Source organism: Roseovarius arcticus (genome assembly GCF_006125015.1).
GTDB classification, from domain to species: Bacteria; Pseudomonadota; Alphaproteobacteria; order Rhodobacterales; family Rhodobacteraceae; genus Roseovarius; species Roseovarius arcticus.
This window is the reverse complement of record NZ_SZZN01000001.1, coordinates 978,373-1,001,565: the sequence shown is the minus strand read 5'-3', so window position 1 is coordinate 1,001,565 and position 23,193 is coordinate 978,373. Positions and strand designations below refer to the sequence as shown.

27 protein-coding genes are annotated in these 23,193 nt (G+C 59.8%); 2 read left to right on the top strand and 25 right to left on the bottom strand.

Features of this window, described 5'->3' with window-relative positions:
- Positions 1-46: 46 nt before the first annotated feature.
- From nuoN to MK6180000_RS04660, 23 genes are all read right to left on the bottom strand, one after another.
- Positions 47-1,492, bottom strand: coding sequence for an NADH-quinone oxidoreductase subunit NuoN (gene nuoN, locus MK6180000_RS04770; protein WP_171054548.1), 1,446 nt, complete (start codon positions 1,490-1,492; stop codon positions 47-49).
- Between the two features lie 10 nt (positions 1,493-1,502).
- Positions 1,503-3,053, bottom strand: coding sequence for an NADH-quinone oxidoreductase subunit M (locus MK6180000_RS04765; RefSeq protein WP_138933697.1), 1,551 nt, complete (start codon positions 3,051-3,053; stop codon positions 1,503-1,505).
- Positions 3,053-5,224: an NADH-quinone oxidoreductase subunit L gene (nuoL, locus tag MK6180000_RS04760; RefSeq protein WP_138933696.1), complete on the bottom strand. Its 2,172-nt coding sequence runs from the start codon at positions 5,222-5,224 to the stop codon at positions 3,053-3,055. Before nuoL ends, MK6180000_RS04765 begins: the two co-directional genes overlap by 1 nt.
- 4 nt (positions 5,225-5,228) lie before the next feature.
- On the bottom strand, positions 5,229-5,534 hold the full coding sequence (gene nuoK, locus MK6180000_RS04755) for an NADH-quinone oxidoreductase subunit NuoK (protein WP_138933695.1): 306 nt from the start codon (positions 5,532-5,534) through the stop codon (positions 5,229-5,231).
- A gap of 183 nt (positions 5,535-5,717) precedes the next feature.
- Entirely contained in the window at positions 5,718-6,326 is a 609-nt protein-coding gene (locus tag MK6180000_RS04750) for an NADH-quinone oxidoreductase subunit J (RefSeq protein WP_138933694.1), read from the bottom strand.
- The gene (locus MK6180000_RS04745) at positions 6,323-6,736 is read right to left on the bottom strand and encodes a carboxymuconolactone decarboxylase family protein (RefSeq protein WP_138933693.1); all 414 of its coding nucleotides are present in this window, start codon (positions 6,734-6,736) and stop codon (positions 6,323-6,325) included. Before MK6180000_RS04745 ends, MK6180000_RS04750 begins: the two co-directional genes overlap by 4 nt.
- Positions 6,733-7,227, bottom strand: a complete 495-nt coding sequence (gene nuoI / locus MK6180000_RS04740; RefSeq protein WP_138933692.1) for an NADH-quinone oxidoreductase subunit NuoI — start codon at positions 7,225-7,227, stop codon at positions 6,733-6,735. The genes MK6180000_RS04745 and nuoI overlap by 4 nt, the downstream gene beginning before the upstream one ends.
- Positions 7,228-7,328: 101 nt before the next feature.
- The gene (gene nuoH, locus MK6180000_RS04735; RefSeq protein WP_138933691.1) at positions 7,329-8,366 is read right to left on the bottom strand and encodes an NADH-quinone oxidoreductase subunit NuoH; all 1,038 of its coding nucleotides are present in this window, start codon (positions 8,364-8,366) and stop codon (positions 7,329-7,331) included.
- A 7-nt stretch (positions 8,367-8,373) separates the two neighbouring features.
- Positions 8,374-8,763 carry a hypothetical protein gene (locus MK6180000_RS04730; RefSeq protein WP_138933690.1) on the bottom strand — a complete coding sequence of 130 codons (390 nt, stop codon included), beginning with the start codon at positions 8,761-8,763 and terminating at the stop codon, positions 8,374-8,376.
- Positions 8,760-9,161, bottom strand: coding sequence for a hypothetical protein (locus tag MK6180000_RS04725; protein ID WP_246040431.1), 402 nt, complete (start codon positions 9,159-9,161; stop codon positions 8,760-8,762). The genes MK6180000_RS04730 and MK6180000_RS04725 overlap by 4 nt, the downstream gene beginning before the upstream one ends.
- Before the next feature lie 2 nt (positions 9,162-9,163).
- Positions 9,164-11,185 carry an NADH-quinone oxidoreductase subunit NuoG gene (nuoG, locus tag MK6180000_RS04720; RefSeq protein WP_138933689.1) on the bottom strand — a complete coding sequence of 674 codons (2,022 nt, stop codon included), beginning with the start codon at positions 11,183-11,185 and terminating at the stop codon, positions 9,164-9,166.
- Positions 11,186-11,190: 5 nt separating this feature from the next.
- Complete coding sequence (locus MK6180000_RS04715; protein ID WP_138933688.1) at positions 11,191-11,592, bottom strand: DUF5333 domain-containing protein; 402 nt, start codon at positions 11,590-11,592, stop codon at positions 11,191-11,193.
- 124 nt (positions 11,593-11,716) lie between these two features.
- On the bottom strand, positions 11,717-12,049 hold the full coding sequence (locus tag MK6180000_RS04710; protein WP_246040430.1) for a hypothetical protein: 333 nt from the start codon (positions 12,047-12,049) through the stop codon (positions 11,717-11,719).
- An 83-nt stretch (positions 12,050-12,132) separates the two neighbouring features.
- The gene (gene nuoF / locus MK6180000_RS04705; protein WP_138933686.1) at positions 12,133-13,428 is read right to left on the bottom strand and encodes an NADH-quinone oxidoreductase subunit NuoF; all 1,296 of its coding nucleotides are present in this window, start codon (positions 13,426-13,428) and stop codon (positions 12,133-12,135) included.
- A gap of 7 nt (positions 13,429-13,435) precedes the next feature.
- Positions 13,436-13,657, bottom strand: coding sequence for a DUF5337 domain-containing protein (locus MK6180000_RS04700; RefSeq protein ID WP_138933685.1), 222 nt, complete (start codon positions 13,655-13,657; stop codon positions 13,436-13,438).
- Positions 13,658-13,666: 9 nt separating this feature from the next.
- Entirely contained in the window at positions 13,667-14,437 is a 771-nt protein-coding gene (locus tag MK6180000_RS04695) for an NADH-quinone oxidoreductase subunit E (protein WP_138933684.1), read from the bottom strand.
- 45 nt (positions 14,438-14,482) lie between these two features.
- Positions 14,483-15,772: an NADH-quinone oxidoreductase subunit E gene (locus MK6180000_RS04690; RefSeq protein WP_138933683.1), complete on the bottom strand. Its 1,290-nt coding sequence runs from the start codon at positions 15,770-15,772 to the stop codon at positions 14,483-14,485.
- A 70-nt stretch (positions 15,773-15,842) separates the two neighbouring features.
- Positions 15,843-17,087, bottom strand: a complete 1,245-nt coding sequence (locus tag MK6180000_RS04685; protein ID WP_138933682.1) for an NADH-quinone oxidoreductase subunit D — start codon at positions 17,085-17,087, stop codon at positions 15,843-15,845.
- A gap of 205 nt (positions 17,088-17,292) precedes the next feature.
- Positions 17,293-17,913 (bottom strand): NADH-quinone oxidoreductase subunit C, encoded by a 621-nt coding sequence (locus tag MK6180000_RS04680; protein WP_138933681.1) that lies wholly within the window; start codon positions 17,911-17,913, stop codon positions 17,293-17,295.
- Between the two features lie 33 nt (positions 17,914-17,946).
- Positions 17,947-18,480 carry a NuoB/complex I 20 kDa subunit family protein gene (locus MK6180000_RS04675; RefSeq protein ID WP_138933680.1) on the bottom strand — a complete coding sequence of 178 codons (534 nt, stop codon included), beginning with the start codon at positions 18,478-18,480 and terminating at the stop codon, positions 17,947-17,949.
- Entirely contained in the window at positions 18,471-18,836 is a 366-nt protein-coding gene (locus MK6180000_RS04670) for an NADH-quinone oxidoreductase subunit A (protein ID WP_171054547.1), read from the bottom strand. The genes MK6180000_RS04675 and MK6180000_RS04670 overlap by 10 nt, the downstream gene beginning before the upstream one ends.
- A gap of 214 nt (positions 18,837-19,050) precedes the next feature.
- The gene (locus tag MK6180000_RS04665) at positions 19,051-19,713 is read right to left on the bottom strand and encodes a glutathione S-transferase family protein (RefSeq protein ID WP_138933679.1); all 663 of its coding nucleotides are present in this window, start codon (positions 19,711-19,713) and stop codon (positions 19,051-19,053) included.
- A 147-nt stretch (positions 19,714-19,860) separates the two neighbouring features.
- Complete coding sequence (locus MK6180000_RS04660; RefSeq protein ID WP_138933678.1) at positions 19,861-20,157, bottom strand: hypothetical protein; 297 nt, start codon at positions 20,155-20,157, stop codon at positions 19,861-19,863.
- A gap of 109 nt (positions 20,158-20,266) precedes the next feature.
- Here MK6180000_RS04660 and MK6180000_RS04655 point away from each other — a divergent pair, with 109 nt between their 5' ends.
- Together MK6180000_RS04655 and MK6180000_RS04650 are read left to right on the top strand one after the other, a co-directional pair.
- Positions 20,267-20,740 carry a pyridoxamine 5'-phosphate oxidase family protein gene (locus MK6180000_RS04655; protein WP_138933677.1) on the top strand — a complete coding sequence of 158 codons (474 nt, stop codon included), beginning with the start codon at positions 20,267-20,269 and terminating at the stop codon, positions 20,738-20,740.
- The gene (locus MK6180000_RS04650) at positions 20,740-21,207 is read left to right on the top strand and encodes a CreA family protein (protein WP_138933676.1); all 468 of its coding nucleotides are present in this window, start codon (positions 20,740-20,742) and stop codon (positions 21,205-21,207) included. Before MK6180000_RS04655 ends, MK6180000_RS04650 begins: the two co-directional genes overlap by 1 nt.
- Before the next feature lie 3 nt (positions 21,208-21,210).
- Here MK6180000_RS04650 and MK6180000_RS04645 read toward each other — a convergent pair whose 3' ends face one another.
- Positions 21,211-22,401 (bottom strand): DegT/DnrJ/EryC1/StrS family aminotransferase, encoded by a 1,191-nt coding sequence (locus MK6180000_RS04645; RefSeq protein ID WP_138933675.1) that lies wholly within the window; start codon positions 22,399-22,401, stop codon positions 21,211-21,213.
- 5 nt (positions 22,402-22,406) lie between these two features.
- Complete coding sequence (locus MK6180000_RS04640) at positions 22,407-23,069, bottom strand: HAD-IA family hydrolase (protein ID WP_138933674.1); 663 nt, start codon at positions 23,067-23,069, stop codon at positions 22,407-22,409.
- Between the last annotated feature and the right edge of the window lie 124 nt (positions 23,070-23,193).

Here is a 23,193-nt window from a genome sequence, read left to right as displayed (position 1 = left end):
CGCCCTAGCGCGTCACCGTTTCGTTCCATATGGCCGCCGATCCCGATCAGTTGACCAGCGTCGCTGCCGCTGCCTGCGCCGCCCCTTCGATACCAAAGAGGTTTATTCCCGGCAGCCATGCCAGACCCATGATCGCAGCCGACACCATCAAGACACCCCACAGCACGGCCGATCCGGGCGGGTCCAGCGTCTCGCCCTCCTCGCCGAAATATATATAGAACACGATGCGCAAGTAATAGAACGCGCCTATTACCGATCCGACCACACCCAGTACAGCTAACCATACAAGGCCGCCCTCGTACGCCGCGCGGAGCACGTAGAACTTGCCGAAAAAGCCGACAAGCGGCGGAACGCCCGCCAGCGAGAACAGCAGCACCAGCATTGCCAGTGCCCGGCCCGGATGCGCGCGCGAATAAAGGTTCAGACTGCGGATATCTGTGATCGGCAATCCGTTCTTTTGCATCGACAGAATGAAGGCGAAGGTGCCGACATTCATCGTCACATAGATAGCCATATAGATCAGCATCGCCTGCACGCCAAAGGCAGTACCAGCCGCGAGGCCCATCAGAGCAAACCCCATATGCGCAATCGACGAGTAAGCCATCAGCCGCTTGATATCTGTTTGTCCAATCGCAGCAAAACTACCCCAGAAAATGGACAGAACGCTCATGATGGCGATGATCTGCTGCCAATCGGCTACGATACCGCCAAACGCGTCAAAGACGACCCGTGCGAAAAGGGCCATCGCCGCGACCTTCGGCGCGGTGGCAAAAAACGCGGTAACAGGTGTAGGCGCGCCCTCATAAACGTCGGGCGTCCACATGTGGAACGGCACAGCCGATACCTTGAACGCAAGGCCCGACATGACAAAGACGAGGCCAAAGAGCAGCCCAACTGGCGCACGCCCTTCGGCTGCATCGATGATCCCGGCAAAACCAGTCGTGCCCGCATAGCCGTAAACCAGCGATGCGCCATATAGCAAAAGGCCCGAGCTAAGCGCGCCCAAGACAAAGTACTTCAGGCCCGCTTCGGTCGATTTTGCGCTATCGCGGCGCAAGGACGCGACGACATAAAGCGCGAGCGATTGCAGCTCTAGCCCCATATAAAGCGACATCAGATCGCCGGCGCTGACCATCATCATCATGCCAACGACACCCAGCGCGATAAGGATGGGATACTCGAACCGCATCAGCCCGCGGCGCGCCATGTAGTCCTGCCCCATAACCAACACCGCGGCGGCGCTGAGAAGGATCATGATCTTGGCAAAGCGGGAAAATCCGTCGTCGATAAACATTCCCGAAAACGCGACCTGCGTGCCGGATCCGGTGGCCCCTATCCAGAACGCCATAGCTACAAAAAGCGCTGCGGTCAGCCAGATCAGCATCCCGGCGGCTTTGTCCTTGACCGTGTAGACCGCACCCAAAAGGGCCAGCATCGCGAAAACTGCGATGACGATCTCGGGCAGGATAATATTCAGATCAGCCTGGATCATCGGGGCCTCCTCAATGCGCGGTTTCAGCGGTCTGGACGGCGGCAACGCCACCATCCGCGCGCGCGGTGTCATATTGCGAAATCAGCGCCTCGGTCGAGGGGCCGATGATGTCCGTCACCAGCGACGGGTAGACCCCCAGCAGCAACGTCATCGCGACCAGCGGGGCAAAAATTGCACGCTCCCGGCCGGTCATGTCACTGATGGATTTCAGGCTTTCCTTGATCAGATCGCCCAGCACCACACGGCGGTAAAGCCACAGCGCATAAGCGGCCGACAGGATCACGCCAGTCGCGGCTACGGCAGCGACCCAAGTGTTAACCTTGAATACGCCAACCAGCGTCAGGAATTCGCCGACAAAGCCGGACGTCCCCGGCAGGCCGACATTGGCCATGGTGAAAAAGAGGAAGATCAACGCATAGGTTGGCATCCGGTTTACCAGACCGCCATAGGCATCAATATCGCGCGTGTGCATCCGGTCATAGATGACACCGACACAGAGAAAGAGCGCGCCCGAGACAAAGCCGTGGCTGATCATCTGAAATATCGCGCCGTCGATGCCCTGCTGGTTCGCGGCAAAGATGCCCATCGTGACGTAACCCATGTGCGCGACGGACGAATAGGCAATCAGCTTCTTCATATCGGACTGAGCGAGCGCGACCAGTGAGGTATAGACAATGGCAATGGCCGACAACCACAGCACCAGCGGCGTCATAACCTCAGAGCCGACCGGGAACATCGGCAAGCTGAACCGCAGGAAACCGTAGCCACCCATTTTCAGCAAGATCGCGGCCAGCACGACCGATCCAGCAGTCGGTGCCTGAACGTGCGCGTCCGGCAGCCAAGTATGAACTGGCCACATCGGCATTTTCACCGCGAAGCTGGCAAAGAACGCGAGGAAGAGGAGCGTTTGCATGCCGCCTACGACCGAAATCCCCAGTACGCTAAAGGTATCGCTGTCAAAGACGTGGCGCATCAGGGACGGAATATCCGTCGTGCCCGCGTCCGAGAACATTGCGACCATCGCGACCAGCATCAGGACCGACCCGAGGAAGGTATAGAGGAAGAACTTGAACGATGCGTAAATGCGCGCCTTGCCGCCCCAGATGCCGATGATCAGGAACATCGGGATCAGGCCGGCCTCAAAGAACACGTAAAACAGCACCAGATCCAGCGCCATAAAGACGCCAAGCATCAATGTCTCAAGGATCAGGAACGCAATCATGTATTCCTTGACGCGGGTCTTAACACCCCACGATGCTGCGATGGTCAGCGGCATCATGAACGTCGTCAGCATCACGAACAGAACACTGATCCCGTCGACGCCCATCTTGTATTGCAGGCCTAGCAGCCATTCCCGCTCCTCCACGAACTGGAAGCCGGTGTTGCTGGGATCAAAATCAAACAAGATGAAGAGCGAGACGAGAAACGTCACGACCGTCGCAGCAAGCGCTACCCATTTGGCGTTACGCTGCGCCGCCTCATCCTCGCCCCGCAGGAAAACGGCGAGGATCGCCGCCGCTATGAGGGGGATGAAAGTCGTGATCGATAGAACGTTTTCCATCAGTTTGCCCCTCCGGTGAACGTCATCCATGTAACAAGGACCGCAATCCCGATCACCATGGCGAAGGCATAGGTAAAGATGTAGCCGGACTGGGCACGTCCTGCGAGGCGTGTAAAGAAAGGCACGATTCCCATCGCCACGCCGTTGATCACACCGTCGATGATGCTGCCATCGCCGCGCGTCCACAGGAACGCACCCAGGCGTTTGGCGGGCCGGACGAACAGCACGTCATAGATCTCGTCGAAATACCATTTGTTCAGCAGGAAGTTATAAAGCGGTCGCTGCGCTTCCATAAATTTGCGCGGCGTTGCCGGACTCCAGACGTAGAACCAAAGCGCGGTTAGCAGGCCCAGTGCCATTGCGACGAACGGGCTGACCTTGACCCAGATAGGCGCATGGTGGGCGTCGTCAATTACGGTATTTTCCGCGCCCATATAAATCGCGCCTACGGGCGCCATGCCCGGATCAGCGTTCGCATGGGCCTCGCCCGCATCGGCAGTGCCTTCTTCAGCAGGCAAATCGGTGGTCACGGCATCTGCCGCAGCAGCCACATCGCCCTCGGCCAGCGCCTCGCCAGACGCGATCACGCCCTCGCCGTGGCCATCATCACCCTGCGCCGCCTCGCTGGCCTCGGCATGATGCGCCGGGATACCAAAGAAGCGGTTAAGCTGATCGTGATCGCCAAAGAAGCTGCCATACCAGACCATCCCGGCCAGGATTGAGCCAATGCTGAGCACGCCCAGCGGGATCAACATCACCTTGGGCGACTCGTGCGCGTTCTGGTGCGTCTTTTTATCACCGCGCGCGGTGCCAAAGAACGTCATGAACATCAGGCGCCAGCTGTAGAAACTGGTCAGCGCCGCTGCGATCACCAGCATCCAGAAAGCATATCCACCAGCGGTTCCGGCCCAAGCGCTCTCAATCACGGCATCCTTCGACAGGAAACCGGCAAAGCCGATATGCGTCAGCGGGATGCCAACGCCAGTGATGGCAAGCGTGCCGATCATCATCGCCCAGAATGTGTAGGGCAGCTTGTGACGCAGGCCGCCGTAGTTACGCATGTCTTGTTCGTGATGCATCCCGTGGATGACCGAACCCGCCCCAAGGAACAGCATCGCCTTGAAAAAAGCGTGCGTCAGCAAGTGGAACATCGCCACCGAATAGGCACCGACACCAGCCGCAACGAACATATAACCCAGCTGCGACATGGTCGAATAGGCGATGACGCGCTTGATGTCGTTCTGCACGAGGCCGATCGTGGCCGCGACGAACGCGGTCGTCGCGCCGATAAACGTGACAAAGATCAGCGCCTCGGGCGCGTATTCCATCAACGGTGACATCCGGCAGACAAGAAAGACGCCGGCGGTGACCATGGTTGCCGCGTGGATCAGTGCCGACACCGGGGTCGGACCCTCCATCGCGTCGGGCAGCCATGTGTGTAGGCCCAGCTGCGCTGATTTACCCATCGCGCCAATGAACAGCAGGAAGGCGATCAGATTTGCGGCGTTCCAATCGGTCCAGAGGAACCTGACAGAAGTTTCGGCCAACTGAGGTCCGGCTGCAAACACGTCCTGAAAATTGATAGAATCCGTCAGCAAAAAGATTGCCAGGATGCCCAGCATAAAGCCGAAATCACCAATCCGATTGACCACAAACGCCTTAATCGCTGCCGCATTGGCCGACGGTTTGCGGTAGTAAAACCCGATCAGCAGGTAGGACGCGAGGCCGACCCCCTCCCAGCCGAAAAACATCTGCAGCAAGTTGTCGGCAGTCACCAACATCAACATAGCGAAGGTGAATAGCGACAGATACGCAAAGAAACGCGGGCGATAGCTCTCGCCTTCTTTGAAGTTGTGATCGTGGGCCATGTAGCCCACGGAATAAAGGTGAACCAGCGCCGAGACTGTGGTGACCACGATGAGCATTATCGCGGTCAAACGGTCAAGCCGGATGGACCACGACGCATCCAACAGGCCTGACTGAACCCAGTCCATAACATGGATCTGCTGCATCGTGCCATCATGACCGATGAACACGATCCAGCTAAGCGCGCATGCAAGGAACAACAGCGACGTGGAAACCCACTGCGCGCCCTTGTCGCCAATGATGCGCCAGCCAAAGCCCGAAATGATGGCGCCGATGAGCGGCGCAAAAAGGATGATCTTTTCCATGATGTCAGCCCTTCATCACGTTGACGTCTTCGACCGCGATGGTCCCGCGGTTGCGGAAGAAGCAGACGAGGATCGCAAGGCCGATCGCAGCCTCGGCTGCGGCGACCGTCAGGACCAGCAGGGTAAACACCTGCCCGGCCAGATCGTTTGAAAAGCTGGAGAAGGCGACAAGGTTGATATTCACCGCAAGCAACATCAACTCGATCGACATGAGCAGAATGATCACATTCTTGCGGTTCAGGAAAAGCCCGAAGATGCCGATGACAAACAGCGTCGCCGCCACCGTCAGGTAATGTTCAATTCCGATCATTTCTGTCCCTCAGTCTTTTCTGTCTCGCGCCTTTTTCCGGCGTCTTAGCCGATCAGTGTGTAGCCGCCCAAAACGACGACCAAAACGACGATCAGCACCACGATGGTATTTCTGGACATTAACTTCATTCCTTGGCTTATCGCGGCACGTTTTGCGCTGCGTATTCGTAACGGTAGACGGGCCTTACAGGCCCTGCCCCGGCTTCACGTCCTTCAGCTCCATCGCCTTGGCCGGATCGCGCCACATCTGGTGCAGCACGTTCTGGCGCTTGATATCGGTGCGGTGGCGCAGCGTCAGGACGATGGCGCCGATCATTGCCACCAGCAGGATCAGGCCGGCCAATTGGAACAGCAGGAAGTACTTGTCATAGAGCAGCAGACCCAGCGCAGCCGTGTTTTGCACATCTATTGGCGCGGGCGCGACGGCGGCGGCTTCTGCACCGGGGCTGACCTCCCACGCACCAAAGGCGATACCGAACTGCATCAGAAGGATCACGGCAATGAGCAGCGCGAGGGGCATATACCTTGCCATCTCGGCCTTAAGCTCGGCGAAATCGACGTCCAGCATCATCACGACAAAAAGGAAGAGAACCGCAACGGCACCGACGTATACGATGACCAGCAGCATGGCGACGAATTCGGCGCCCAGCAGGACAAACAGGCCAGCCGCGCTGATGAACGACAGGATCAGCCACAGCACCGAATGTACCGGATTGCGGCTGATCACGGTGAAAAGGCCGCCAATCAGCGCTGATAATGCAAACATATAGAACGCAAACGCCATCGCGGTCATGTGTCTTTTCCTTCTTCGGTTTCCCCGCCCATCACCTCGCGCGCAAGCTCCATCGCGCGGGTGGTGGCCGGAACGCCGGCGAACATCGCCATGCAGGCAATCGTCTCGGCCACTTCGGCTTCGGTCGCGCCCGCCTCAAGGGCGTGGCGCACGGTCATGCGCACTGCCGTATCGGCCTGCGCGCCCTGCATCGTCAAACCCGCCAGCGTCAGCAAGAGCCGCGTCTTGGCATCAAGCCCATCCGGGTTCAAGCCCTTGCCGAACGTCATCTCCATCAGATCCTTGGGCATTGTCTGCCACATCGCCTCGAACGCCTTGGGCGAAAACACATCCATGCCGGGGGACATGGATTTCGCCATGTCCTGCATCTGCTTCATCATCTGCTCAAAGGGGTTCGAAGATTTGGTCATCTGTAGGGTGCATCCAGCTCTAGGTTGCGCGCGATCTCGGCTTCCCAGCGGTCGCCGTTGTCCAGCAGCTTGTCTTTATCATAGAACAGCTCTTCGCGCGTCTCAGTAGAAAACTCGAAATTCGGCCCCTCGACGATAGCATCGACCGGGCACGCCTCCTGGCAGAAGCCGCAATAGATGCATTTCGTCATGTCGATGTCATACCGCGTGGTGCGGCGGCTGCCGTCGTCGCGCGGCTCGGCATCGATGGTGATCGCTTGGGCGGGGCAAATCGCTTCGCACAGCTTGCACGCAATGCAGCGTTCTTCGCCGTTCGGGTAGCGGCGCAGCGCATGTTCGCCGCGAAAACGTGGCGACAGATAGCCCTTTTCATGCGGGTAGTTCAGCGTCGCCTTGGGTGCAAAGAAGTACTTGAGGCCCAGCCCCAATCCCTTCCACACATCGCTCAGCAGGAAATAACCAACCGCGCGTCCGTAATCTATATTCGCCATTGCGTCAGCTCCTTGCGTCCGTGGTGACGTGAGTCTCGCCGTCCCGTCGGGTCATACCTGCATTGGCGGTGCCATTCCAGCGGCTGTTCGCCTGCATTTGCTTAGCCCCCCATCGCATAACGCGCCCAGAATGCGCCCAGCACTTCGAATTTAGCGAGGAAGGCGATGATGACGACCCAAGCGATGCTGAGCGGCAGGAACACCTTCCAACCAATGCGCATCAACTGATCATAGCGGTAGCGCGGTGTGATCGCCTTGACCATCGCGAAGAGGAAGAAGAAAAACGCCATCTTGCCGATCATCCACAGCACGCCGTCTGGCAGACCGGGAATGGGCGACAACCAGCCGCCAAAGAACAGCAGCGATGTCAGCGCACACATCAGGAAAATTGCGATGTATTCACCGGCCATAAACAGCAAGAAGGGCGTGGCCGAGTATTCCACCTGATAGCCTGCAACCAGTTCAGACTCGGCCTCGGGCAGATCAAACGGCGGGCGGTTCGTCTCAGCCAGCGCCGAGATGAAGAAGAGGAACACCATCGGCAGATGCGGCAGCCAATACCAGCCGAAAAAGCCGTATTTGGTATCCTGCGCGCCGACGATATCACCGAAATTCAGACTACCTGTCGAGATGATGATGCCGATGATAATCAGGCCCAGAGACACCTCATAGGAAATCATCTGTGCGGCAGAGCGCAGTGATCCGAGGAATGGATATTTGGAGTTCGACGCCCAGCCGCCCATGATGACGCCGTAGACCTCAAGCGACGAGACGGCAAAGACATAAAGAACTGCCACGTTGATGTCAGACAGAACCCAGCCGTCTGCCATGGGGATCACCGCCCACGCGATGACGGCCAGAACAAAACTGACGATGGGCGCCATGATGAACACGGACTTATCCGCGCCGGCCGGAATGACCACTTCCTTGACCACGTATTTCAGCGCATCTGCCACCGATTGCAGCAGGCCAAACACGCCCACCACGTTGGGGCCGCGCCGCATCTGAACAGCTGCCCAGATTTTCCGGTCGCCATAGACAAGGAACAAAAGGCTGATCATGACAAAGCCCAGCATGGCCAGACATTGCGCGAAAATCAGCAGGATCGCCCCGAAGGGGGTGGTAAAGAATTCAGCCATCAGGTCCTCATACCATCGGTATTCCGTTTTCCGCACAGTCGGCGGCGACGACTTCGGCGTCGATTGTCTTTAGCCCGCGCGGCAATGCGGACGAGATCGTATAAACCGCATCGGCGCGCCAGATGCTACCCTCATCCGCGATATTCGTGCGTACATGGCGCGCGAACCCGTATCCCCGGATAAGGGCATATTGCGCCGCAGCGCATTCTGCATAGCGCGCAACATCGGCGCTGCCGCGTGCGCCAGTCATAGCGACGTGGAAATTCACCAGATCGCCGTCCAGCAGGTCAGTCTTGACCCCTTGGTACTCGGGCGCAAAGGCATTTGTATCGCTCGCATCCTCACAGGCGGCCACAGCCACGGCCAGAGGCAGGAGCATTGCGCCAACGCGGATCATGCACATCCCTGCGCAGGCTTGCGAAAGCTGCTGACAATCCAGTCCTTGCCACGCTGGTCGGCCAAAAGGGTATAACGGCAAGTCTTGGAATAGGGCACATAGGATTGATTGAGCGTGGTGATCCCCCCGCCCCATCCACCGCCCCAGCCGCCTCTGCCGATCCCGATGCCTACACCTATGGTGGGCCGGGGGGCAGGCCGAAAGCCCTCGGTCGTGATCTCCCACTGATATGCGCGGCGCCCGTCCGACAACTGAAACACCTCAGCCGGACTGCCGTGATCCAGGATCGGCTCCGCGATGGAGCGGCCGACATAGCCCTCCATCTCGCTGGTCGTAGCGCAGCCTGCCAGAATCAGCGCCGCTAGGCCGAGGGCCGGGATATGTCGCAGCGCGCGCATGGTCACTCCGCTGCCAGCTTGGGCGCGCGCCGCGCCTTGGCGTTTGCGCTGAGCTGGGCCATCACCTCGCTTGCGCGGGCGATCGGATTGGTCAGGTAGTGATCCTTGATCGCGCTGCGGAAGGTCGCATCGCCCATCGCGCTGGCCTCAATGGGTTGCCACTCATTGTCGGGAACCTGGTCGATACCGGCCAGATGCGGCACGGCGGCGACCAGCGCTTGGCGCAGTTGCGGCAGGCTGTCATAGGGCAGAACGCTGCCCAGTTCGCCCGAAAGCGCGCGCAGAATGGCCCAGTTTTCCTTGGCCTCGCCGGGGGCGAAACTGGCGCGCAAGGCAAGCTGTGGGCGCCCTTCGGTATTGACGAAGAGGCCCTGCTCTTCGGTAAAGGCAGCGCCAGGAAGGATCACATCGGCGCGATGCGCGCCCCGGTCGCCGTGGCTGCCCTGATAGATCACAAAGGGGGCATCCTTGATCTCGCCCTCGTCGGCACCAAGGTTATAGACCACTTCGACGCCGTCCATCGCGGCCTCAATGCCGCCTTCGGTAACCGCGCCGACGTCCATCGCACCCACTCGGCCCGCAGCCGTGTGCAGCACCATCAAAAGCGATTTTGAATTCTCGGCCAACTTCATCGCATGGGCCAGTACAGCTTCGCCGTCGGCCTCCATCAAAGCGCCCTGCCCAACGATCACGATAGACTTTTTGGCCTTCGTCTCGTCGGTGATATCCTGCGACGACAGCTTCTCCAGCGCCGCGCGATCCGTACCGACATGGGCGTATTCATAGGTCAGGTTGCACGCCTCGCCGATCAGGCCCACCTTTGCGCCGCGCAGCCACGCCTTGCGGATACGCGCATTCAGCACGGGCGCCTCAATCGCCGGATTCGCGCCGATGATCTGGATCATCTCGGCGTTGTCCAGATCCTCGACCCGCGCGGTTCCGACATAGCCCGAGCGATTGCCAGCAGGCAATTTCGCCCCATCTGTGCGGCACTCGACATGGCCGCCCTGCCCCTCGATCAGCTGTTTCAGCGCAAACGCCGCCTCAACCGGCACCAGATCACCGACGAGGCCGGCAATTTTCTTGCCTTTCATTGCGGCCGCTGCTGCACCCAATGCTTCGGGCCAAGTGGCGGCGCGGAGCGCCCCATTCTCGCGAATATAGGGCGTATCCAGCCGCTGGCGGCGCAGACCGTCCCATACAAACCGGGTCTTGTCCGAAATCCACTCCTCGTTCACGCCGTCATGGTTGCGCGGCAGCATCCGCATCACTTCGCGGCCCTTTGTATCAACCCGGATATTGCTCCCGAGCGCGTCCATAACGTCAATGGTTTCGGTCTTGGTCAGCTCCCATGGGCGGGCGGTGAAGGCATAGGGTTTGGACACCAGCGCGCCGACCGGGCACAGATCAATGATGTTGCCCTGCAAGTTGCTGTCCAGCGTTTCGCCCAGATAGCTGGTAATCTCGGAATCCTCGCCGCGGCCCGTCTGGCCCATCTGGTCGATGCCCGCAACCTCAGTGGTGAACCGCACGCAACGCGTGCAGGAAATGCAGCGGGTCATATGCGTCTCGACCAGCGGGCCAAGGTCCAGATCGGTGCTGGCGCGCTTTGCCTCGCGAAAGCGGCTGAAATCAACGCCATACGCCATTGCCTGATCTTGCAAGTCGCACTCGCCGCCCTGATCGCAGATTGGGCAATCCAGCGGGTGGTTGATCAGCAGGAATTCCATGACGCCCTCGCGGGCCTTCTTGACCATGGGCGAATTCGTCTTGACCATGGGAGGCTCGCCATCCTTGCCAGGGCGCAAATCACGGACCTGCATGGCGCAGCTTGCCGCAGGTTTGGGCGGACCGCCGACAACCTCGACAAGGCACATACGGCAGTTACCGGCGATCGACAGACGCTCGTGATAGCAAAAGCGCGGGATTTCTATGCCCGCCTGCTCGCACGCCTGAATCAGGGTCATCGCCCCGTCCACTTCGATCTCGGTTCCGTCGATGTTCACTTTGCGGAGGTCGGTCATGATATTCACTTTGCTTTCAGGAAAGAGCCTACGCGGCTGCGGTTCTTGATTTCGTCCCGGCCAAGGCGGCACAGGCTGGCGGCGTCCGTATTGCTGGCGCCCTTCGACTTTATATAGGCGTTGCGCCGCGCGCGCATCTTGTCCTGCTCGGCGTCATTATTAATATAGGCATCGATCTGCGCTTCGGTATAGCCGCGCTTGATGGCCATCCCTTTGAGCTGATTGGCATAGCTGCGCGCGGCCCAGAACTTGGCCGAAACATCATTGCATTCACGGCGGATTTTGTCCGCAATGGCGACGGTCAGCAAGCCTGCGTTGATGTCCTTTTCGGCGGCCAGATCGGCGCGGGCAATACCCGCCGTCCCGGCAAGGCTGAGGGCAAGGACCGTGGTAAATATCATGCGCATGGTTTTGTTCCCTTTGTGCGTTTGAGCGCATGCGCCATCGCACGCGCGCCTTCCGCATAAATGGAGAGCGCGACCGCCGTTATGCAATAGCATGCGCAAAACGCCGCCGATATCAGGGCCAAGTCTACCATATCACGCATTGCCCGCGCAAAATCAGCCTACCATTGTCGATCACAGAAGCGCGGTTATCAGGGTCATAACCAGCCTGCCAACTGATGTCGCTGTCGCCAAACGTCTCGACGCAATAGCGCGTCGCCTCATAGCGGCCCGCCTCGCGCGCCCCCGCGATGCCCTGACCGGGGTCCTGTACGGTGACGACGAAATCCTCGCGCCGATCACCAACCTTGCTTAGCTTGGCCGGATAGTAGTTGTCGTCGAACCGCACCCTACTGCCCGGCTTGCCGCAGGCTGTTAGGGCGAGGGTGGCAGCAAGCGCCACGATCATCGGTCGCATCATTCTACTCATCCTTCGAAAACCGCAAAAATAGCCGTCAGTGCCATCGCGACGATTGCATGGTCATATGCGGCAAAACCATTCATCTACTCCGCCGCGACCGGGCGCGCGGTTGTGCCGCGCTTGTGCTTGATACGGTCCTCAATCTCGTCGCGGAAGTTGCGGATGAGGCCTTGGATAGGCCACGCCGCTGCATCGCCAAGCGCGCAAATCGTGTGCCCTTCAACCTGCTTGGTCACATCCAGCAGCATGTCGATTTCCTCAGGCTCCGCGTCGCCGGTCACAAGGCGGTCCATCACGCGCATCATCCAGCCGGTGCCTTCGCGGCAGGGCGTGCATTGGCCGCAACTCTCGTGTTTGTAGAATTTCGACAAACGCCAGATCGCTTTGATGACGTCGGTTGACTGGTCCATCACGATGACGGCGGCGGTGCCCAGACCGCTGCGTTGATCGCGCAGATAGTCGAAATCCATGATTGCCTCGCGCATATTTTCGCCCCGGATCAGCGGCACAGAACTGCCGCCGGGTATCACGGCCTTGAGGTTATCCCATCCGCCGCGAATACCGCCGCAATGCTTCTCGATCAGCTCTTCGAAATTGACGCTCATCGCCTCTTCGACAACGCACGGGTTGTTGACGTGGCCCGAAATCGCAAACAGCTTGGTGCCCGAATTATTCGGGCGGCCAAAACCCGCGAACCATTCCGGCCCGCGCCGCAGGATGGTGGGGACGACCGCGATGCTCTCGACGTTGTTCACGGTGGTTGGGCAGCCATAAAGGCCCGCGCCCGCCGGGAATGGCGGCTTCATGCGCGGCATCCCCTTCTTGCCCTCCAGCGATTCCAGCAGCGCGGTTTCCTCGCCGCAAATGTAGGCGCCAGCACCGTGGGTCAGGTAAATGTCAAAATCCCAGCCGGATTTGCAAGCGTTCCGGCCCACCAGACCTGCCTCATAAGCCTCGTCAATCGCGGCCTGAAGCGCCTCTTTCTCGCGGATATACTCGCCCCGGATATAGATGTAGCACGCATGCGCCTGCATCGAGAAGCTGGCGATCAGGCAGCCCTCAATCAGGGTGTGCGGATCATGGCGCATGATCTCGCGGTCCTTGCATGTGCCGGGCTCGGACTCGTCGGCGTTGACGACCAGATAGCTGGGTCGGCCGTCGCTCTCTTTGGGCATGAAGGACCATTTCAGGCCGGTGGGAAAACCTGCACCGCCGCGCCCGCGCAGGCCGCTCGCCTTCATCTGGTCGATAATCCAGTCGCGTCCGTTTTGCAGGATCTTGGCAGTTCCATCCCAGTGGCCACGCGCCTGCGCGCCCTTCAGCGTGCGGTCGTGCATCCCGTAAAGGTTGGTAAAAATACGGTCTTGGTCTTTTAGCATTGCGCCACTACCCCTGATTGTCCCGGCGCGCACGCCAGATATTGTAGATCATCCAAACAGCCCAGAGAAATCCCCCCAGCGCCATCAGATCGAACAGCGCAAGCGTGCGCTGGTCGAGCCCTAATTTTGAGCCGATGAACGTGACCGCCACCCACAAGACCGCCGTGCCTGCGATAACCAGCGCGGCCCGGCGGCCTGCTTGTGCCTGTTTGCGGTCTACGTCGCTCATCACTTGACCCTAGTAAATTCCGCCCTTGGAGGCACGGCTTGAAAATTCAGTTGTCTCACCGCGAGCGAGCAGCGAGGCCTGTCCCGCCCAATCGTCGCGCGTCGCCCTGCCCTTGAAGCCTTGCAGGTTCTCGTCGACCCATGCCACCTCAGCATCCGACCAGTTGGCGATCTGGTCATAGTGATAGAAACCCATTCCGTGCAGCATCGTCTCCAGCTTGGGACCGACGCCTTTGATCATCTTCAGATCATCCGGCGCACCATCGCGAGGTGCGCTTAGTGTCTTCGGCTTTGTTCCGGCGTCAATAGTGCCTGTTGACCCTGTCTTTGCGGTCTTTACCTTTGCCTTTTCTGTCGCTGCAGCGATTAGCCCCTGCGCGTCCGTTGCCTTGGTGTCAGGCTTTGGCTTGCGCGCCTCGGACGCGATGGGGTGCGCTTGTGGCGCAGGCTCGTCCGGGGTCACCATCGGGGGCGGCGTCGCGGCGGCCGCAGCAGCGGCGGCGCCATAGGAATCGTCCGCCGGCCGCGGCGGAGCGTCACCTGCAACAAGGCTGGATGATCCGCTCACGGCAGCCATCGGACGCTCGATCGTGCCTGCGGTGCAAATTACCTGTGGCAGGACGAAACCCAAAGCGACGAACACTATCACGCTCAGAAGCAGCGACCACAAAAGCGCCCAGCCGGCCGCCGCGATCAGCACAATCGCAAGGAGCAGGCCGATGCCCACCGAAACATACCAGCAGGTGCTCGCGCATTTCTTTGCAGAATCAACGGTATTCATCGTTATGTCCCCCTCAGGTTCAGGCACGCAAGGCTAGGATTAGCCCTAAACGTCGCCCTTTTTGACACGCTTGGCAGAGCCCGCGTCACCGCCAGATGCTAACGTATCGGCTTGCCGGACCCATTCGTCGCGCGTCGCGCGGCCTTTGAAGCCCGCCAGATTATCGTCAACCCACGCGGCTTCGCTGCTCGTCCATGATGCGATCTGATCGAAATGGTAAAAACCAAGGCTGTTCAACAGCTTCTCCAGCTTGGGTCCGACGCCCTTAATCAGCTTGAGGTCGTCAGCTTTGCCGCCCCTCGCCGCTTTGAGCGGCTTAGGCTTGCTCGCGGCCTTGGGCGCGCCGGTGTCATCTGCGGCAGCTTTGCCCGTGCTTGGCGATCCGGCGGTGTCGCCTACAGTCTGCGGCGCCTTGGCGGTCGCCTTCGATGTCTTGGCAACAGGCGCGTTGCGGGGGCCAGGCTCGCCTCTGGGGTCCTTGGCTACTGAATTTTCCACAGGCTTCGCCTTGGACTCGGCGGCGTCGCCTTCGGCGGCCTTATCCTCGTCGATGCGTCCGGTTTCCTTGACGATGTCCAATGGCGCGTCCAGCACCTTGACGTTTGGCTTGGCGGGTTGGTGCATCGCACCTTTTTGCCATGGCGCCAGCATCGGCACCTCGGTGCCGTCGATCCGCTTGATCGTCTCGCCCAGATCGGTGGCAAGCTGAACGGACGCGTTATACTTTGTCTGCCCGCTGTCAAATTCCTTGAGGCTGGTCAGCCCTGACGCAGGCTCGGAGGCAAAGCGCCCCTGCTGGGGCCCCGGCACCGGCACGTTGCCTGCTGCCAGTTCGTCAATAATCTCGCCCAGCCGCTCGGCTGTCAGATCCTCGTAATAATCTTTGCCGATCTGCGCCATCGGCGCGTTTGCGCAGGCTCCAAGGCACTCGACCTCTTCCCAGCTAAACTTGCCATCATCGCTTAGCTGATGCGGCTTTTGTGCAATCTTTTCGCGGCAGACAGCGACCAGATCCTCGGCCCCACAGATCATGCAGGACGTTGTGCCGCAAACCTGAATATTCGCAATTTTCCCAACAGGATGCAGCTGGAACATAAAGTAGAACGACGCCACCTCGACGGCCCGCATATAGGCCAGGCCCAGCATGTCGGCCACGCCCTCAATCGCGGGGCGGGTTAGCCAGCCCTCTTGCTCTTGGGCGCGCCACAGAAGCGCGATAACCGCCGATGCCTGACGGCCCTCGGGATACTTGGTGATCTGCGCTTCGGCCCATGCCAGATTGGCCGGGGTAAAGGCAAAACTTTCGGGCTGTTCAAGGTGGAGGCGACGTAGCATCAGGCGCTCACTTTCGTGCGTATCTTGGTACTGGCGGGCGCATCTGCGCGGGCTGGGATCGGTATCAGCATTATCTGTCAATCTCCCCGAACACGACATCCAACGTCCCGATGATAGCGGCAACGTCTGCCAACTGATGACCGCTTGCGAGGTAGTCCATCGCCTGCAGGTGCAGGTAGCCGGGCGCGCGTAGTTTGGCGCGGTAGGGCTTGTTAGAGCCGTCGCTGACCAGATAAACGCCAAATTCGCCCTTGGGCGCCTCGACGGCGGCGTAAATCTCGCCTTCGGGTACATGAAAGCCCTCGGTGTAGAGTTTGAAGTGATGGATCAATGCTTCCATCGACGTCTTCATATCGGTGCGCGTTGGAGGCGCAATCTTGCCACGTGCCAGAATCTCGCCCTTGCCCTCGGGGGCGCGCAATTTTTCGATGGCTTGATGGATGATGTGAATCGATTGGCGCATCTCCTCCATCCGGACGAGGTAGCGATCAAAGCAATCGCCGTTTTTGCCCACGGGGATCTGAAATTCGAATTCATCATAGCATTCATAGGGTTGCGCGCGGCGCAAATCCCACGCCATGCCGCTGCCGCGCACCATCACGCCCGAAAACCCCCAGTCCAGCGCGTCCTGCTCGGACACGACACCGATATCGGCGTTTCGCTGTTTAAAGATGCGGTTTTCCGTCAGCAGACCGTCGATATCGGACATCACCTGAGGGAAATGATTGGCCCAAGCCTCGATATCGTCCAGCAGATCGCTGGGCAGATCCTGATGCACGCCGCCCGGCCTGAAATAGGCCGCGTGAAGCCGCGCGCCGCAGGCCCGCTCGTAGAAAATCATCAGCTTTTCGCGCTCTTCAAAACCCCAGAGCGGCGGCGTCAGCGCACCCACGTCCATCGCCTGCGTGGTCACGTTTAGAAGGTGGCTCAGAATGCGGCCAATCTCGCAATAAAGCACGCGGATCAGGCTGGCGCGGCGGGGCACTTCGATCTCGCACAGACGCTCAATCGCGAGGCACCAAGCGTGCTCCTGATTCATCGGCGCCACATAGTCGAGACGGTCCAGATACGGCAGGTTTTGCAAGTAAGTCCGCGATTCCATTAGCTTTTCGGTGCCGCGATGTAGCAGGCCGATATGCGGGTCGCACCGCTCGACAATCTCGCCGTCCAGCTCCAGCACGAGGCGCAAAACACCATGCGCCGCAGGGTGTTGCGGACCGAAGTTGATGTTAAAATTACGGATCTTCTGCTCGCCCGACTCGTAGTCGCGCGATCCGTCATCATAGGTATTGTTGCGGATGTCGCCGTCCATCATGTCCGTGCCTCCGTAGTGCCGGAATTAGCCCAAGGCAAAATAGCGATTACCCATAGCAGTAGAACAATACCCAGAAGCGGGATTACAGCCAGGCCAAGATAATACTTCGGCAGGGACGTCCGAACCAAAAGATAGTAGCAGGGAGTCGCCAGCATTGCAGTGAAAGCAATGACATAGGTGATCAGCTGGATTATAAAAATGTCCATCACTTCGCGCCCTCTTTCTTCTCATCCGTCTTCTCATCACCCGGCAGGACGTATTCAGCCCCCTCCCATGGCGACATGAAATCGAACTGGCGATATTCCTGCACCAGCGAGACCGGCTCATAGACCACGCGCTTTTGCGTCTCGTCATAGCGCACCTCGGTATAGCCCGTGGTCGGGAAATCCTTGCGCAGCGGATGCCCGCGAAAGCCGTAGTCGGTAAGGATGCGGCGCAGGTCAGGGTGGCCAGAAAAGAGGATGCCGAACATATCGAACACTTCGCGCTCGAACCAGCCCGCCGAGGGGTGGATATCGGTGATTGAGGGCACCATATCCTCTTCGCGGGTGGCCACGCGGAGGCGAATACGCTGGTTCTGGTACATGCTGAGGAAATGGTAGACCATGTCGAACCGCTTGGCCCGCGCGGGGTAGTCCACGGCGGTAATATCAACCAGCGATGAGAAGCGGCACGTGCTGTCAGTTTTCAGAAACTCAACCAAGCCCTTGATGCTGGCGAGAGCCACGTCAATCGTCAACTCGCCCCGCTCTACGGACCAGCCCAGCACACAATCGGTGCGCTTCATCTCGATATGCGAGCCCAGTTCCTTGAGCGCTTCGGTCATGTCATTCCCCTTGCCTGCATCAATAGCCCGCGATTAGCGGACGATCGTTCCCGTGCGGCGGATTTTACGTTGCAGCTGCAGGATACCATATAGCAGCGCCTCGGCTGTCGGCGGGCAGCCCGGTACGTAGACGTCGACCGGCACGATCCGGTCACAGCCGCGCACGACGGAATAGCTGTAGTGATAATAGCCGCCGCCATTGGCGCAGCTACCCATGGAGATCACATAGCGCGGCTCGGGCATCTGGTCGTAGACCTTGCGCAGGGCGGGCGCCATCTTGTTGGTTAGCGTGCCGGCGACGATCATAACGTCCGACTGGCGCGGGGACGCGCGCGGCGCGATACCAAACCGCTCCGCATCGTAGCGCGGCATGGAAGTGTGCATCATCTCGACCGCGCAGCACGCGAGGCCAAAGGTCATCCAATGAAGCGAACCTGTGCGCGCCCAGTTAATGATATCCTCGGACGCGGTCAGCAGGAAACCTTTGTCCTGCAATTCAGCATTCAGATTCTGCGTGGCGACCTCGCGGTCAGCGCCTGCATGGTTCTCTCCAACGGCTACTCCCATTCGAGGGCTCCCTTTTTCCACTCATACGCAAACCCGATGGTCAACACGGCCAAAAAGACCATCATCGACCAGAAGGCGGCCATGCTGATGTCTTGGAATGCCACGGCCCACGGGAACAGCATCGCAATTTCCAGATCGAAAATGATGAATAGGATCGCTACGAGGTAGAACCGAACGTCGAATTTCATCCGCGCATCGTCAAAGGCGTTAAATCCGCACTCATACGCGCTCACTTTTTCCGGGTCCGGATTACGTCCGGCCAGGATTAAGGAGGCAAGGATCAGTACGACCCCGAGGCCGATAGCGATTGCCAGAAAGACCAGAATGGGAAGGTATTCCCTCAACATCTCTTCCAAGAGTGGCTCCTTTTCTGCGCCCGTGCATTGCACAGCTTATCAACATGGGCGATCAAGTGGCGTATTAGGCTGCCGCCCGGTTTACTCCCGCCCCCGATGAGGGTCAACGGCTCAATCCCGAAATTAGGGCGCCCGGCACGGCGATCCACCGTATGACGGTGCGGCCGAACGTCCCGGCGCGGGTTCGCTGCACCCTGCCCTGCTGCGCTGCGCGTCAGGTAGAGGGCGGCGGATAGAAGTCCTGAGTAAACATCCGGCTGCGGCTATTCCCCGGCAGCGCGTCCAGATAGCTTTGGCGTTCGGTGATCCGCTCAAACCATGCAGCGACTTCGGGGAACTCGTCCAGCGGGGCAAAGTGCCGCGCCATGTAGACCGCCTGCCCCACACAGATGTCGGCCGCCGAATAGCCCCCCGTTAGCAGATAATCGCGATTCTCGACCGGCGTGCTAAGCCGCGCCTCAATGGCGGCGTAGCACTGGCGCAGCCGCGCCACCTCGATCCGTTTTGTCGCGTCGCTGCCCTGCGCGCCCAGCACCACATGCTGCACTGTCAACGCGGCGGCGTGGGCGCTGACCGTCTCGGCGAAATGCACCCAGACAAGCCATGCCATGCGGTCCATCGCACCCGGCAGCTGTCCCATGCCCCGCTCTGGAAATCGCTCGCACAGATACTCGACGATCGCGCCGCTCTCGAACATGCGCTCGCCCTCGATTTCAAGCGCAGGCACGCGCCCGGCGGGAGAGCGTGTCAGAAACTCCTCACTGCGCAGCGATCCGTCGAACGGCATTTCGACCAGCTGAAATGGGACGTCCAGCTCGTTCAGCAGCCATAAGACCTGCATCGAGCGACTCTGTGGCACATGATAGAGCGTAATCATCTGCATTCCCCTGATTTGGCGGCGTATTGGGCTATGACTTAGACCGCCCATGCCGGAAATTACACCGCGCAGATTGAAAAAACTCCGCGCGCCTTGCTTTTTACTCGCAACGAAAGTTACTCGCAACGAAAGGCAAATCGCTCAGTCTCACGGCGCGCTGCTATGCTTCAGCGTGCCAAAGCGGTCGACGAAATACTCGAACGCGCCCAGCCCACCGGGCGGCGTGCATGTAACCACTAACCACAGCTGCGACGACACTGCAGGGCGCGCCGTGCAGTCGGTGATGCGAGCCGCGCCGCCCGCCTCCGCCACATAGCGCGCAGCCATACGTTCGATCGTCGCGGTTTCGGTAGTCAATGCGGCCTTGCGGCCTAGTGACAGTCCGATCACCGCAGTCGCCGCGATCAATCCTATCACCGGGGCAAAGAATATCCAGCGTGGCATCGCAGGCCCTCCTTCGCGTTTCTGCCACCGCGCTGTGCCCCGCTGGGGAACCGCGCGGCGCGGCGCGTCGTTAGATAGGCAACATAGACCATCTGAAAAGGGGATCGACATGAGCGACCAAGATCTGAAGGCCACTTTCTGGGACCGCATTGAGGACGTTAACGTGGGGATGCTGTCAGGCCCAGACACCAATCCACGCCCTATGGCCCATCATGCCCGCAAGGACGATAGTGCGCTATGGTTCTTGACTGCCAACGATACTGACATCGGCGAGGATGCGGCGGCTGGCAAAGACGCGCGCTACCAGATCGTCAGCGGCGACGCAAAAATTTATGCTGTGGTGGACGGCACCCTCGCCGTGGAAACAGACCGCGCCAAACTGGACGAGATTTGGTCCCCGATGGACGCCGCATGGTTTGAGGACGGCAAGGATGACCCTGATGTGCGCCTCGTGCGATTTACCCCGAAATCAGCGGAAATCTGGGCACATGACAGCACCGCCAAGGCATTCTACGAAATGGCAAAATCCGCAGTGACGGACGAAACTGCCAATCCGGGCCACCACGGCAAGATTAGCTTTTAATGGGCCGCATTTCACACATCATTGGGGTCGCCATTCTGGCGGCCCCTTTCGCGCATCCTGCTGCCGCCGAGGAAGTCGGCGAGATTGGCGTGGACTGGGCCGGCAATGACATCGTGATCGAGGCGATTGCCGATCCCGAAGTCACTGGTGTCACCTGTCATTTGGCGTATTTTCGCCGCGGCCTGATTGACCGGCTGGCTAATGGCAATTGGTTCGAGGACCCCTCCAACAGTGCTATTGAATGCCAGCAAACCGGCCCGATTGCACTAGGCGATATCGACCGCTCCAAAGACGGTGAGGACGTATTTCGGGCCAGTCGCTCGATCATTTTCAAGTCGCTGCGGGTCAAGCGGATCTATGATGAGGCTAACCGCACGCTGATTTATGTCAGCCACGCGCGCGAGGTTACCCAAGGCTCGGCCAAGGTGTCGATCTCGACCGTGCCTATCGGACCGGGCCCGCAATAGCGCTCAGCCGTTGATGCTCTGCCATACCGCGCCCACCTCGGCGCGGATTATGCGCGCGATCAGGGCGCAGTCGTCTAAGCTGAACGTCAGCGGAAGGCGCATGTCGATGGTGCCGCGCAGCACGCGGTCACTGGCTGGCATCCGCTCGCTCGGCGCATAGCGCCAGCTGTCGTAGCGGCTGGTAAACCCCTCAGGCTCGGCACCGCCGAACCATTTGAGCTGTACCCCTCGCGCGGCGCAGCGCGACAGGACTTCGCTTACATACCCATCGGGCCAATCCAGCAAGAGGAATTGAATTGATGAGCCAACGAACGTCTCCTCGTCGGGACGCTCGACCACAGTCAGGCCCGGCGTATTTTGCAGGCCCTCCTCGACAATTCGGTAGCGCGCGTTCCACGCCTCGCACTGCAATTCCAGCCGCCACAACTGCGGCCTCAGGATAGCGGCGCGCAGATTGTCCATACGGCCCGACAGATTCGGCGTCACGTACTTTGCGCGCTCAAAAGCGGCCTCGGGCGGCACAGTTCCGTGCCGCGCATATAGCATATATGACCCCGACAGCAGGATCGCACGCGCCGCGATGTCATCATCGTCGGTGATCAGAAACCCGCCCTCACCGGCATTCATATGCTTGTAGGTCTGCACAGAATAACAGCCGATAAGGCCGTCGCGCCCCGACATACGCCCGCGCCAGGTTGCGCCCATCGTATGCGCGCAATCCTCGATGACGGTCACACCGGCCGCATCGCAGATCTGCATCAGGCGGTCCATGTCGGCCAAATGGCCGCGCATATGGCTTAGCATCAGGACGCTCGCGCTGCTGGCCTTTGCCTGCAGATCGTCCAGATCAATGGTCAATGCCTCGGTCACGCCAACAAAGACTGGCACGCCCCCGACCCCTGCAATAGCGCCCGGCACCGGCGCCAGCGTAAACGCATTGGTCAGCACCTTGTCGCCGGGCTTGACCCCGACCGCGCGCAGCGCCGCGCCCATGGCATAGCCTCCAGACGCCACTGCCAGCGCGTATTTCGCACCGGTATAGGCGGCAAACTCGCGCTCTAACGCGGCAACCTCACCATCGTCAGAGTTATATCGGTGCAGCCGGCCTGAGCGCAGGACAGCGACTGCCGCCTCAATAGCGTCCTCAGGGATCGCCTCCTGCTGGGTGAAACTGCCGCCAAAACGCTCGGTCATGTCGCTCACGCCAATAATCGGGCCGCAATGGCCGGTAGTTCGCCGAAATCATGCAACAGCGCATCCGGCGCAAGTGCGGCCATCTCCGCGCCATTCGGCCCAAAGGTGACCAGAACGGATGGCACGCCGGCCGCGCGGGCCGTGCTGTGATCTGTGATCGTATCGCCCACCATCAGACAATGCGCCGGATCGCCGCCTGCACGGCGCGCCGCCTCGCGCAGTGGCTCTGGATCGGGCTTGCGCACGGTCAGGGTATCAGCGCCGATGAGGGCGCCGAAAAGGTCAAGCGCGCCCATGTTTGTCAGCAACTTGCGCGCCAGATACTCAGGCTTGTTCGTGCACACAGCGACCTTAAAATCAGCAGCACACAGCGCCGCCACCGCATCTAGCGCGCCGGGATAAAATACAGAGTGGGTGTCGATCTCGGCCTCATATGCCTCAAGCAGATAGGGGTAATATCGGTCAAGCAGGTCTGGATCAGGCACCTGGCCCATCCGTTCCAGGCCCAGCGACAACATCGCGCGCCCGCCGCACAGTGCGGTGCCCGCGTCGGCCGCGCCCAGCATATCGCCAACGCCCATATCGCGAAAACACGCATTGGCCGCTTTAAGAAGATCGCCACTGGTGTCGGCCAGCGTTCCGTCGAGATCAAAGATGATGCTGCGCATCGCGGCACTCCCATTCTGTTGCGGCTGATATAGAACGTTGCCGGCGCTTTTCCGCCCGGCCTGTCACATTTGGCAATCTAGTTTGATCGCCCGCTGTCTTGCACCTACGGCTGAGCCAGATAGA

Bases quoted from the DNA above. Each gene is read 5' to 3' on its own strand.
- nuoN (WP_171054548.1), bottom strand. From the start codon at position 1,492: ATGATCCAGGCTGATCTGAATATTATCCTGCCCGAGATCGTCATCGCA.
- MK6180000_RS04765 (WP_138933697.1), bottom strand. From the start codon at position 3,053: ATGGAAAACGTTCTATCGATCACGACTTTCATCCCCCTCATAGCGGCG.
- nuoL (WP_138933696.1), bottom strand. From the start codon at position 5,224: ATGGAAAAGATCATCCTTTTTGCGCCGCTCATCGGCGCCATCATTTCG.
- nuoK (WP_138933695.1), bottom strand. From the start codon at position 5,534: ATGATCGGAATTGAACATTACCTGACGGTGGCGGCGACGCTGTTTGTC.
- MK6180000_RS04750 (WP_138933694.1), bottom strand. From the start codon at position 6,326: ATGACCGCGATGGCGTTTGCGTTCTATATGTTTGCATTATCAGCGCTG.
- MK6180000_RS04745 (WP_138933693.1), bottom strand. From the start codon at position 6,736: ATGACCAAATCTTCGAACCCCTTTGAGCAGATGATGAAGCAGATGCAG.
- nuoI (WP_138933692.1), bottom strand. From the start codon at position 7,227: ATGGCGAATATAGATTACGGACGCGCGGTTGGTTATTTCCTGCTGAGC.
- nuoH (WP_138933691.1), bottom strand. From the start codon at position 8,366: ATGGCTGAATTCTTTACCACCCCCTTCGGGGCGATCCTGCTGATTTTC.
- MK6180000_RS04730 (WP_138933690.1), bottom strand. From the start codon at position 8,763: ATGATCCGCGTTGGCGCAATGCTCCTGCCTCTGGCCGTGGCTGTGGCC.
- MK6180000_RS04725 (WP_246040431.1), bottom strand. From the start codon at position 9,161: ATGCGCGCGCTGCGACATATCCCGGCCCTCGGCCTAGCGGCGCTGATT.
- nuoG (WP_138933689.1), bottom strand. From the start codon at position 11,185: ATGACCGACCTCCGCAAAGTGAACATCGACGGAACCGAGATCGAAGTG.
- MK6180000_RS04715 (WP_138933688.1), bottom strand. From the start codon at position 11,592: ATGCGCATGATATTTACCACGGTCCTTGCCCTCAGCCTTGCCGGGACG.
- MK6180000_RS04710 (WP_246040430.1), bottom strand. From the start codon at position 12,049: ATGATGCGACCGATGATCGTGGCGCTTGCTGCCACCCTCGCCCTAACA.
- nuoF (WP_138933686.1), bottom strand. From the start codon at position 13,428: ATGCTAAAAGACCAAGACCGTATTTTTACCAACCTTTACGGGATGCAC.
- MK6180000_RS04700 (WP_138933685.1), bottom strand. From the start codon at position 13,657: ATGAGCGACGTAGACCGCAAACAGGCACAAGCAGGCCGCCGGGCCGCG.
- MK6180000_RS04695 (WP_138933684.1), bottom strand. From the start codon at position 14,437: ATGAATACCGTTGATTCTGCAAAGAAATGCGCGAGCACCTGCTGGTAT.
- MK6180000_RS04690 (WP_138933683.1), bottom strand. From the start codon at position 15,772: ATGCTACGTCGCCTCCACCTTGAACAGCCCGAAAGTTTTGCCTTTACC.
- MK6180000_RS04685 (WP_138933682.1), bottom strand. From the start codon at position 17,087: ATGATGGACGGCGACATCCGCAACAATACCTATGATGACGGATCGCGC.
- MK6180000_RS04680 (WP_138933681.1), bottom strand. From the start codon at position 17,913: ATGACCGAAGCGCTCAAGGAACTGGGCTCGCATATCGAGATGAAGCGC.
- MK6180000_RS04675 (WP_138933680.1), bottom strand. From the start codon at position 18,480: ATGGGAGTAGCCGTTGGAGAGAACCATGCAGGCGCTGACCGCGAGGTC.
- MK6180000_RS04665 (WP_138933679.1), bottom strand. From the start codon at position 19,713: ATGATTACGCTCTATCATGTGCCACAGAGTCGCTCGATGCAGGTCTTA.
- MK6180000_RS04660 (WP_138933678.1), bottom strand. From the start codon at position 20,157: ATGCCACGCTGGATATTCTTTGCCCCGGTGATAGGATTGATCGCGGCG.
- MK6180000_RS04655 (WP_138933677.1), top strand. From the start codon at position 20,267: ATGAGCGACCAAGATCTGAAGGCCACTTTCTGGGACCGCATTGAGGAC.
- MK6180000_RS04650 (WP_138933676.1), top strand. From the start codon at position 20,740: ATGGGCCGCATTTCACACATCATTGGGGTCGCCATTCTGGCGGCCCCT.
- MK6180000_RS04645 (WP_138933675.1), bottom strand. From the start codon at position 22,401: ATGACCGAGCGTTTTGGCGGCAGTTTCACCCAGCAGGAGGCGATCCCT.
- MK6180000_RS04640 (WP_138933674.1), bottom strand. From the start codon at position 23,069: ATGCGCAGCATCATCTTTGATCTCGACGGAACGCTGGCCGACACCAGT.